The 8,171-nt window shown below is 71.5% G+C and carries 8 protein-coding genes; 5 read left to right on the plus strand and 3 right to left on the minus strand.

What is annotated here, in order from left to right:
- The 3 genes from GRC12_RS38920 to GRC12_RS38930 form a co-directional block, all read right to left on the minus strand.
- On the minus strand, window positions 1–2,505 hold a 2,505-nt coding region (locus tag GRC12_RS38920; RefSeq protein WP_208785119.1), incomplete at its 3' end, for a 5-oxoprolinase/urea amidolyase family protein.
- The gene (locus GRC12_RS38925) at window positions 2,502–3,158 is read right to left on the minus strand and encodes an urea amidolyase associated protein UAAP2 (RefSeq protein ID WP_208785121.1); all 657 of its coding nucleotides are present in this window, start codon (window positions 3,156–3,158) and stop codon (window positions 2,502–2,504) included. The genes GRC12_RS38920 and GRC12_RS38925, both read right to left, overlap by 4 nt.
- The gene (locus GRC12_RS38930; RefSeq protein WP_208785123.1) at window positions 3,155–3,979 is read right to left on the minus strand and encodes an urea amidolyase associated protein UAAP1; all 825 of its coding nucleotides are present in this window, start codon (window positions 3,977–3,979) and stop codon (window positions 3,155–3,157) included. Before GRC12_RS38930 ends, GRC12_RS38925 begins: the two co-directional genes overlap by 4 nt.
- Before the next feature lie 186 nt (window positions 3,980–4,165).
- Between GRC12_RS38930 and GRC12_RS38935 the strand changes: the two genes are divergently transcribed.
- From GRC12_RS38935 to GRC12_RS38955, 5 genes are all read left to right on the plus strand, one after another.
- Window positions 4,166–4,792, plus strand: a complete 627-nt coding sequence (locus GRC12_RS38935; protein WP_208785125.1) for a TetR/AcrR family transcriptional regulator — start codon at window positions 4,166–4,168, stop codon at window positions 4,790–4,792.
- 269 nt (window positions 4,793–5,061) lie between these two features.
- Window positions 5,062–6,660 (plus strand): sensor histidine kinase, encoded by a 1,599-nt coding sequence (locus GRC12_RS38940; RefSeq protein ID WP_208785127.1) that lies wholly within the window; start codon window positions 5,062–5,064, stop codon window positions 6,658–6,660.
- Window positions 6,657–7,064, plus strand: coding sequence for a roadblock/LC7 domain-containing protein (locus GRC12_RS38945; RefSeq protein ID WP_133045006.1), 408 nt, complete (start codon window positions 6,657–6,659; stop codon window positions 7,062–7,064). Before GRC12_RS38940 ends, GRC12_RS38945 begins: the two co-directional genes overlap by 4 nt.
- Window positions 7,061–7,465, plus strand: coding sequence for a DUF742 domain-containing protein (locus GRC12_RS38950; RefSeq protein ID WP_208785130.1), 405 nt, complete (start codon window positions 7,061–7,063; stop codon window positions 7,463–7,465). Before GRC12_RS38945 ends, GRC12_RS38950 begins: the two co-directional genes overlap by 4 nt.
- Entirely contained in the window at window positions 7,446–8,066 is a 621-nt protein-coding gene (locus GRC12_RS38955; protein ID WP_208785132.1) for a GTP-binding protein, read from the plus strand. The genes GRC12_RS38950 and GRC12_RS38955 overlap by 20 nt, the downstream gene beginning before the upstream one ends.
- The last annotated feature ends 105 nt before the right edge of the window (window positions 8,067–8,171 follow it).

Below are 8,171 nucleotides of genomic sequence, written 5' to 3' on the forward strand. Positions count from 1 at the left end.
CTCCCGGACGGCGGCGAGGAGTTCGTGTTGGGGCAGGTGGGCCGGGTCCGTCTGGATCTGGAGGGAGCGGATGCCGGGGGTGAGGTCCGTGATGCCCTCGGGGCCGTCGGAGGCCACCGCCTCCATCAGGGCGTGCACCCGCATGCGCAGGGCCAGGTCCAACTGCATGGGGCCGAACTCCACCAGCAGGTTGTCGTCGCCGCTGCGGCGGTACGTCACGTCTCCGTCGCGGGCGAGGATGCCGCCGTCCACGATCTCCGGGCGGGCCGATCCGTCCACGTTCACCGGCATGAAGCGCACCGTGTCTCCCGGCCGCAGCTGGCCGAGCTTCCAGCGCTCGCCGCTCAGCACGGTCGCCGGGCACACGAACCCGCCCAGGGACGGGCCGTCCGGGCCCAGCAGCACCGGCATGTCGCCGGTGTAGTCGACGGCGCCGACCGAGTACGGGGTGTCGTGGATGTTGGACGGGTGCAGGCCCGCCTCGCCGCCGTCGGTGCGGGCCCAGCGGGGCTTGGGGCCGACCAGACGGACGCCGGTGCGGGCGGAGTTGAAGTGGACCTTCCAGTCGGCGGCGTAGAAGTCGCGGATGTCGTCCTCGGTGAAGAACTCCGGTGCCGCGTGCGGGCCTTCGACGGCGCCGATGTGCCAGAGGGCCGTGAAGTCGGGGCGTTCGGTGACCGGGGCTCCCTCGGTGACGGTCCCTCCGTGCAGGACGTCGCCCGTCCGGAGCGCCCTGCCGCCGTGTCCGCCGAAGCGGCCCAGGGTGAAGGTGCTCGCGCTGCCCAGGAAGGCCGGGACGTCGAGGCCGCCGGCGAACAGGACGTAGGTCCGCAGGCCGTGTTGCGCGGGTGCGCCTACCTCGAGCACGGCGCCCGCGGGCACGGTCACCGGCTCCCACTGCGCGACCGGCGTGCCGTCGACCGTGACGGGGGCCGGGGCGCCGGTCACGCAGAGGGTCGTCGGGTGCGTGAACCGCAACGACGGTCCCTGCAAGGTGCATTCGAGGCCGGGGGCGCCCTCCGCGTTGCCCAGGGCGCGGTTGCCGAGCCGGAAGGAGCGGTCGTCCATGGGGCCGCTCGGCGGCACGCCGACCTGCCAGTAGCCGGTGCGGCCCGGCCAGTCCTGCACGGTGGTGAGGGTGCCGGCGGAGACCACCTCGATGCGCGGGGTCGGGTCGCTCACCGAGGCGAGCGTGGCCGTGGAGTGCCGGGCCGCCTTGAAGCCCTCGTCCTCCAGGGCCGCGCGGACCAGTCCCAGGTTGGTCTCGATGCCGTCGACGCGGGTGCGGGCCAGTGCCTCGTCCAGTCGGCGCAGGGCGTGGGCGCGATCGGAGCCGTACGCGATCACCTTGGCGAGCATCGGGTCGTACGACGTCGTCACCTCGGTGCCGCTCTCCACCCAGCCGTCGACGCGTACCCCCGAAGGGAACTCGACCCTGGTCAACAGACCTGCGCTGGGACGGTGTTCGCGCGAGGGGTCCTCGGCGTAGAGGCGGGCCTCGACGGCGTGGCCGCGGGGCGGGCCGGGTTCGCGCACGACGTCGCGTTCGCCGCGGGCCAGGCGCAGCATCCAGGCGACCAGGTCGACGCCGTAGATCTCCTCGGTGACCGGATGTTCCACCTGGAGGCGGGTGTTGACCTCCAGGAAGTAGGCCTCCTCGCGCGTGGCGTCGTACACGAACTCGACGGTTCCGGCGGAGCGGTAGCCGACGGAGGCGCACAGATCGCGGGCAGAGGACGTGAGTTGGGAGCGGACGTGTGGGGGCAGGCCGGGGGCCGGGGCCTCCTCCAGGACCTTCTGGTTGCGGCGCTGGAGGGAGCAGTCGCGGTCGCCGAAGGTGACCACCCTGCCGTCGCCGTCGCCGAAGACCTGCACCTCGACATGGCGGGCGTGCTCCACCAGGCGCTCCAGGAAGACGCCTGCCGAGGAGAAGGATGCGGCGGCCACGCGCTGCACCCGGTCCCAGGCGTCGGTCAGTTCGTCCGCTGATCGACATGCCGACATGCCGATTCCGCCACCGCCGCCGGTCGCCTTGAGCATGACCGGATAGCCGATGGCGGCCGCCTCGCACAGCGCCTCCTCCAGCGACCCCAGCAGCCCTGTTCCCGGTGCCAGCGGCACTCCCGCCGCTTCGGCGGCTGCGCGGGCGGTGTGCTTGGCGCCGAACAGCTCCAGCTGCTCCGGGGTCGGGCCGACGAAGACGATCCCGGCCTCCTCGCACCTCCGAGCGAACAGGGCGTCCTCGGAGAGGAAGCCGTAGCCGGGGTGGATGGCGCCCGCGCCGCTGTCCTTGGCTGCCTTCAGCACCAGGTCGGCGTCGAGGTAGGACTCCTTCGCGGGCGCCGGGCCGAGCCGCACCGCCTGGTCGGCGAGACGGACGTGGGGTGCCGAGCGGTCCGGGTCGGAGTACACGGCGACGGTGCGCAGGCCGAGTTCGCGGGCGGTGCGGATGATCCGGACCGCGATCTCGCCGCGGTTGGCGACCAGCAGCGTGTCGAAGGTCATCGGACGGCTCCGGCGATCGTCATCTCCACGGCGGTCGGCTCGAAGCCGTTGCAGGGGTTGTTGATCTGGGGGCAGTTGGAGACGAGGACCAGGACGTCGCGTTCGGCGCGCAGGGTCAGCTTCAGGCCCGGTGCCGAGATGCCGTCGACGATGCCGAGGGTGCCGTCCTTCTCGACCGGCACGTTCATGTACCAGTTGATGTTGGAGACCAGGTCCCGCTTGCCGAGGCCGTGCCTGGATCCCTCGGCGAGGAAGTTGTCCACGCACGCGTGCTGCGACCAGGTGTGGTGGCCGTAGCGGAGGGTGTTGGACTCCTTGGAGCAGGCGCCGCCGACCGTGTCGTGCCGGCCCACCTCGTCCTCGACCACCGTCATCAGCGGGGTGTACTCGTTGCTCATGAGCACGCTGCCCGTGGTCAGGAAGATGCCGCCCTGCGCCTGGACGGTGTCGGGGGCGCTGTAGCGGACCGAGGTGTCGTGGGCGTCGTACGCCAGGAAGTCGACGGCCTGGTTGCCGTGCAGGTCGGTGATGGTCAGCGTCTGGCCGGCGCGGATCACGGACGACCAGGCCGCCCGGGCCGGAACGACGGTCGTGCGTACGGGTGCCGGCGTGCTGGTGCTGGTGCTGGTGCTGGTGGTCGTGTTCGCGCTCATGCGAGCCCCCTCGCGGCGAGGAATTCGGCGGTGTTCAGGAAGGCACGGCGGCCCTCGGGAGTGGCCTCCCACAGCGGGTCGCCCGGCGCGGTCGGTGCCGCGCGCCAGGCGAGGACCTCCAGGGGGGTGCTGACGTACTCCTCCCGGGGGTCGGCGGGGTGCGGCACGTTGGCGATCAGCACGGTGAGGTCCTGCTCGGCGCGCAGGGTGACGCTGCCTCCGGGGCCGGTCGAGCCGGTGAAGTCGAGGGTGCCGTCGTCGCGGATCTCCACGCCCTGGAAGAAGGAGAGGGACGGGGGGAGATCGCGGGGTTCGAGGCCGTTCTTCGCGGCCGCCAGCTTGAACAGCTCGCGGCCGGCGGGGGAGTCGGACTGCGGGGTGCCGTCGCCGTAGCGGTCGGTGTTGCGGGCGAGGGTGGAGGTTCCGCACAGGGCGTCGTGGCGGTGGGAGGTGTCGGCGATCACCGACGCGAGCACCCGGCCCTGGTCGGACAGCAGCAGCCGGCCCTCGCCGAGGTAGGCGTTCCACTGCACCTTCACCGTGTCGGCCACGTTCAGCCGCTCCCAGGGGCGGTCCGCGACGTACAGCAGCAGATGCGCGCAGGCGTCGCCGCGCAGGTCGGTCAGGCGCAGCTCGGTGCCCCGGGCCAGCACCCGGTGCGTGTAGTTGCCGCCCGCCACCGTCTCCGCCCACACCAGATGGCCGGCCTCGCAGGGCGGGTTCGGCCAGTCGGCGGCCGGGACGACGGGCATGGTCTCGGCACGGGTGCCCTCCTGTGCGCGCGCGTGGTCGCGGGCTCCGTATGTGGTCGCTGTCGCCATCGCGGGACCTCCGGCTCCGGGATCGTCTCTTCCGGGTAGTGCTGCTCCGGTCATTTCTGTCGCTCGACAGAAATTAGGAGGCGGTCGGGTCGCCGGGATTGCCCGCGCGTTGCCGGTCGGTTACCGAGCCCTCACCAAGATCGCCCCAGGGGTCGTCGTACCAGGTGGTGTGCGAGGATCGAACGCATGGGAACGACGGGTGGGCGCCGGGTCGGCAGGCCCCGGGCCGCGCAGCGGCCGGACAGCGGGCTCTCGCCGCGCGACGAACTGCTCGCGGCGGCCGCCGAGTTGTTCACCACCCAGGGCTACGCGGCCACCACCACCCGCGCGGTGGCCGAGCGCGCGGGCATGCGGCAGGCGTCGATGTACCACTACGTCTCGGGCAAGGAGGAACTCCTCGCCGACCTGCTGGAGTCCACGGTCACGCCCTCGCTGACGTACGCCCGCCGCCTCCTCGCCGATGACACGAGGCCCGCCGAGCAGCGGCTGTGGGACCTGTGCCGTACGGACGTCGAGCTGCTGTGCGGCGGCCCGCACAACCTCGGCGGCCTCTATCTGCTGCCCGAGGTGCGCACCGAGCGGTTCGCCGGGTTCCATGCCGTGCGCGCCGAACTCAAGGACGCCTACCGGCAGTTGCTCGCCGCCACCCCGGCCGGCGGCGCGCTCGCCAAGAGCGAGCTCGATCTCCGTACGGACCTGGTGTTCGGGTTGATCGAGGGCGTGATCCTGGTGCACCGCTCCGAGCCCGAACGGCCGGTGTCGGTGTTCGCGGAGGCGACGGCGGACGCGGCGTTGCGCATCGCCGGGGTCTGAACGGCCGCCCCGGAAGGAGATCTTCACCCGTCGCGGTGAGTGAACCTCGTACGCCCGTGCGTCGTCACACACCGTGTGCGACCGGGGGCTCAGCGTGCAAATGGGCCGAGGGTACTCCGATCCCCTGCCCGGTTTCAGGTGCTTGCTGAATATGACACGGCGATGATCCGGTCGGACTAAGCTCGCCCGCAGCGCACCGAGTTGAACCATATTCGTGCGCTTGTTCCCTATATGTGCGACTCCCAGTCGATTCGTTTCAGAGGGCCTACATGGTGAGTGTTCAGTCCCCGCCCGGGCGCCGAGAACTTCCCTACGCGCGCGTGTTGTTGCTCCCCGCGATAGCGATGGCCGCGGCGACCGGCGCCGCCGTCGCCGCGGTGACCGAGCCCGCCAGGGCCGCCGTCGGCTGGTGCGGCGCCGTCGCCACCCTCCTGGTGATCGCGACGGCGGCCGAAGCGGTACGACGCGGCCGCGGTCTGCGGGCCCTGCGCGAGGAGAGCACCCGTCACATCGCGTACCTGGAACAGCGCGTGGCCGCACACGACCACGAGATCGTGCGCCTCGGCCGGGAGATCACGCCCGCCGCGATCCAACAGCTGCGCATCGGCGTTTCACCCAGAGAGGTGATTCGCAGCCTGGGCGACGTGGACCCGTCGTACCGCGACCTCGCCCCCGCGCAGGCGGACCTGGTCCAGCGGATGGTCGACATCGTCGACCACGAGGAAGCCCTGCGCGACTCGGCGGCCCGCTCCTTCGTGAGCGTCGCCCGGCGCGTCCAGGCCATCGTGCACCAGCAGGCCAGCGAACTCCGTGAGATGGAGGAGGACCACGGGCGCAACCCCGAGGTCTTCGACGACCTGCTGCGCATCGACCACGGCACCATGCTGATCGGCCGCCTCGCCGACTCCATCTCCGTGCTCGGCGGCGGCCGCCCCGGCCGTCAGTGGCCCGAACCCGTCCCGCTGTACAGCGTGCTGCGCGGCGCCATGTCCCGCATCCTGGAGTACCGCCGGATCAGCCTGGACTCCATCGCCAAGGTCAACATCAACGGCGTGTCCGTCGAGCCGGTCATCCACGCGGCCGCCGAACTCCTCGACAACGCCACCCGCTACTCGCCGCCGCAGACCAAGGTGCACGTCACCGCCAGCGAGGTGCAGACCGGCGTCGCGATCGAGATCGAGGACGCCGGCGTCAGCCTCAGCGAGGAGGCCCGCGCCCGGGCCGAGGGCATGCTCGAGCGCGCCAAGCAGGGCACCGACCTCCAGGACCTCGGCGAGTCCCCGCGCCTCGGCCTCGCCGTCGTCGGCCGTCTGTGCGCGGCGTACAACATGCAGGTCTCGCTGCGCTCCTCCGCGTACGGCGGCGTCCGCGCCGTCCTCATCGTGCCGCGCGACATGATGACCGAGGACCCCGCGCCCGGACTCGCCCACGGCATCGGGGCCGCCTCGGCACCCAAGGCCGACGACGCGCTCGAAGGCCCGCAGCGCCCGCCCAAGAAGCGGCGCCCCACCAGCCCGAAGTACCCGGCCGCGGTCTCCATGGAGGACGACGTCCCGGTGGTCACCGAGTGGACCGCGGGCGGGCTGCCGCAGCGCCGCAGCCGCGTCAAGACCCCGCTCAGCCAGCGGATCGCCGAGCAGGAGGCCATCGAACGGGCCGAACGGGAGGGCCGGCCGACCGTCTGGTCGACGCCGAAGCCCGAGCCCGAGCCCGAACCGGTCAAGGACGAGCCCGCACCCGGCGCCTGGGTCGAGGCGTTCTGGAACGGCCTCAAGGACAAGCCCGACCCGCTCACACTCCAACCGCGAACCCGACCGGCCCGCGCCGAGGCCCGCGCCGAGGCCGATGACGAGGGAGACCTCAAGTGATCCAGCAGCGCGCCAACTTCGACTGGCTGCTCAAGGACCTGCACGACGGCGTACCGGGCATCGAGATGATCGTGGTGCTCTCCGCCGACGGACTGCGCATCGCCCGCTACGGCGGCGACCCGGACACCGCCGACCGCGTCGCCGCGGCCTGCGCCGGCCTGCAGAGCCTGGCGAGCGCCGTCGCCCAGGAGATCCCCAACAGCGACGGCAAGATGAAGATGGTCCTCATCGAGATCAACGGCGGCTACTTCTACCTGATGGCCGCGGGCGCCAACGCCTACCTCGCCGTGCTCTCCGACACGTTCGCCGAACCCGGCCTGATGAGCAACCGGATGTCCGACCTCGTCGCCCGCATCGGTGCCCATCTGACCAGTCCGCCGCGACGCAACGGGCAGACCGTATGACTCCTCCGCAACGCCGGCGGCGCCGCTTCAAGGAACAACCGTCGCCACCGCCGGCCCCACCCGGCACCCCGAAACAACCGGAGCGGCTCTTCGTGGTGGCCGGGCCGGACGGCGACGGTGAGCGCGACGCGGACCTCGACCTCGTCACGTTGATCGTGGCGCGCGCCGACCCCCCGCCGTCCGCCACGCCCGAGCAGTCGGCGCTGCTGCGGCTCTGCACCACCCCCCTGTCCGTGGCCGAGCTCTCGGCATATCTCAACCTGCCGTTCAGCGTGATGACGGTCCTGCTCACCGACATGCTGGCGGCCGGCCTGGTGACGGCGCGCGCACCGATCGTGCGCCAGTCCGTCGCCGACCGTTCCCTCCTCGAAGCGGTGATGCATGGACTTCAAAGGCTCTGACACCATCCCCGGCCCACGCACCGAGGACCAGCTGCCGCACACGGCCGCGGCAGCGGTCAAGATCGTGATCGTGGGCGGCTTCGGCGTCGGCAAGACGACCATGGTCGGCTCCGTCAGCGAGATCAGGCCGCTGACCACCGAAGAGACCATGACGCAGGCCGGCATCGGCGTCGACGACAACTTCGGCTCGGAGACCAAGACGGCCACCACCGTCGCCATGGACTTCGGCCGCATCAGCATCACCGAAGAACTGGTGCTGTACCTCTTCGGCACCCCCGGCCAGGAACGCTTCTGGTTCCTGTGGAACGGCCTGTTCGACGGCGCGCTGGGCGCGGTGGTGCTGGTCGACACCCGCCGGCTGGAGGTCAGCTTCGACGTCATAGGGCGGCTGGAGGAACGCGGGGTGCCCTTCGTCGTCGCCGTCAACACCTTCCCCGACGCGCCCCGTTACCCCATCGGCGAACTCCGCACGGCACTCGACCTGCCGGACGAGATCCCCATCATCGAGTGCGACGCCCGCCGCCGGGCCTCCAGCCGGGACGTCCTGATGACCCTGCTGCGCTTCCTGCACGCCCTGGCAATGGCCAAGGCCCCGGCGTGAGCCCTCACCCTTTGCACCCCCGGATCACTCCCTCTCGAACGTACCCCGGATCACTTCCCTCTCGGAGCGACCATCGTGACCCCAGACCCCGCCTTCCCCACCAGC

The sequence above is a fragment of the Streptomyces griseorubiginosus genome, from assembly GCF_017614965.1.
In the GTDB taxonomy this organism is placed as follows: Bacteria; Actinomycetota; Actinomycetes; order Streptomycetales; family Streptomycetaceae; genus Streptomyces; species Streptomyces griseorubiginosus_B.

What these genes read in the sequence shown, in the direction of transcription:
- GRC12_RS38925 (WP_208785121.1), bottom strand. Translation starts at nt 3,158, where the DNA reads ATGAGCGCGAACACGACCACCAGCACCAGCACCAGCACCAGCACGCCG.
- GRC12_RS38935 (WP_208785125.1), top strand. Translation starts at nt 4,166, where the DNA reads ATGGGAACGACGGGTGGGCGCCGGGTCGGCAGGCCCCGGGCCGCGCAG.
- GRC12_RS38950 (WP_208785130.1), top strand. Translation starts at nt 7,061, where the DNA reads ATGACTCCTCCGCAACGCCGGCGGCGCCGCTTCAAGGAACAACCGTCG.
- GRC12_RS38940 (WP_208785127.1), top strand. Translation starts at nt 5,062, where the DNA reads ATGGTGAGTGTTCAGTCCCCGCCCGGGCGCCGAGAACTTCCCTACGCG.
- GRC12_RS38930 (WP_208785123.1), bottom strand. Translation starts at nt 3,979, where the DNA reads ATGGCGACAGCGACCACATACGGAGCCCGCGACCACGCGCGCGCACAG.
- GRC12_RS38955 (WP_208785132.1), top strand. Translation starts at nt 7,446, where the DNA reads ATGGACTTCAAAGGCTCTGACACCATCCCCGGCCCACGCACCGAGGAC.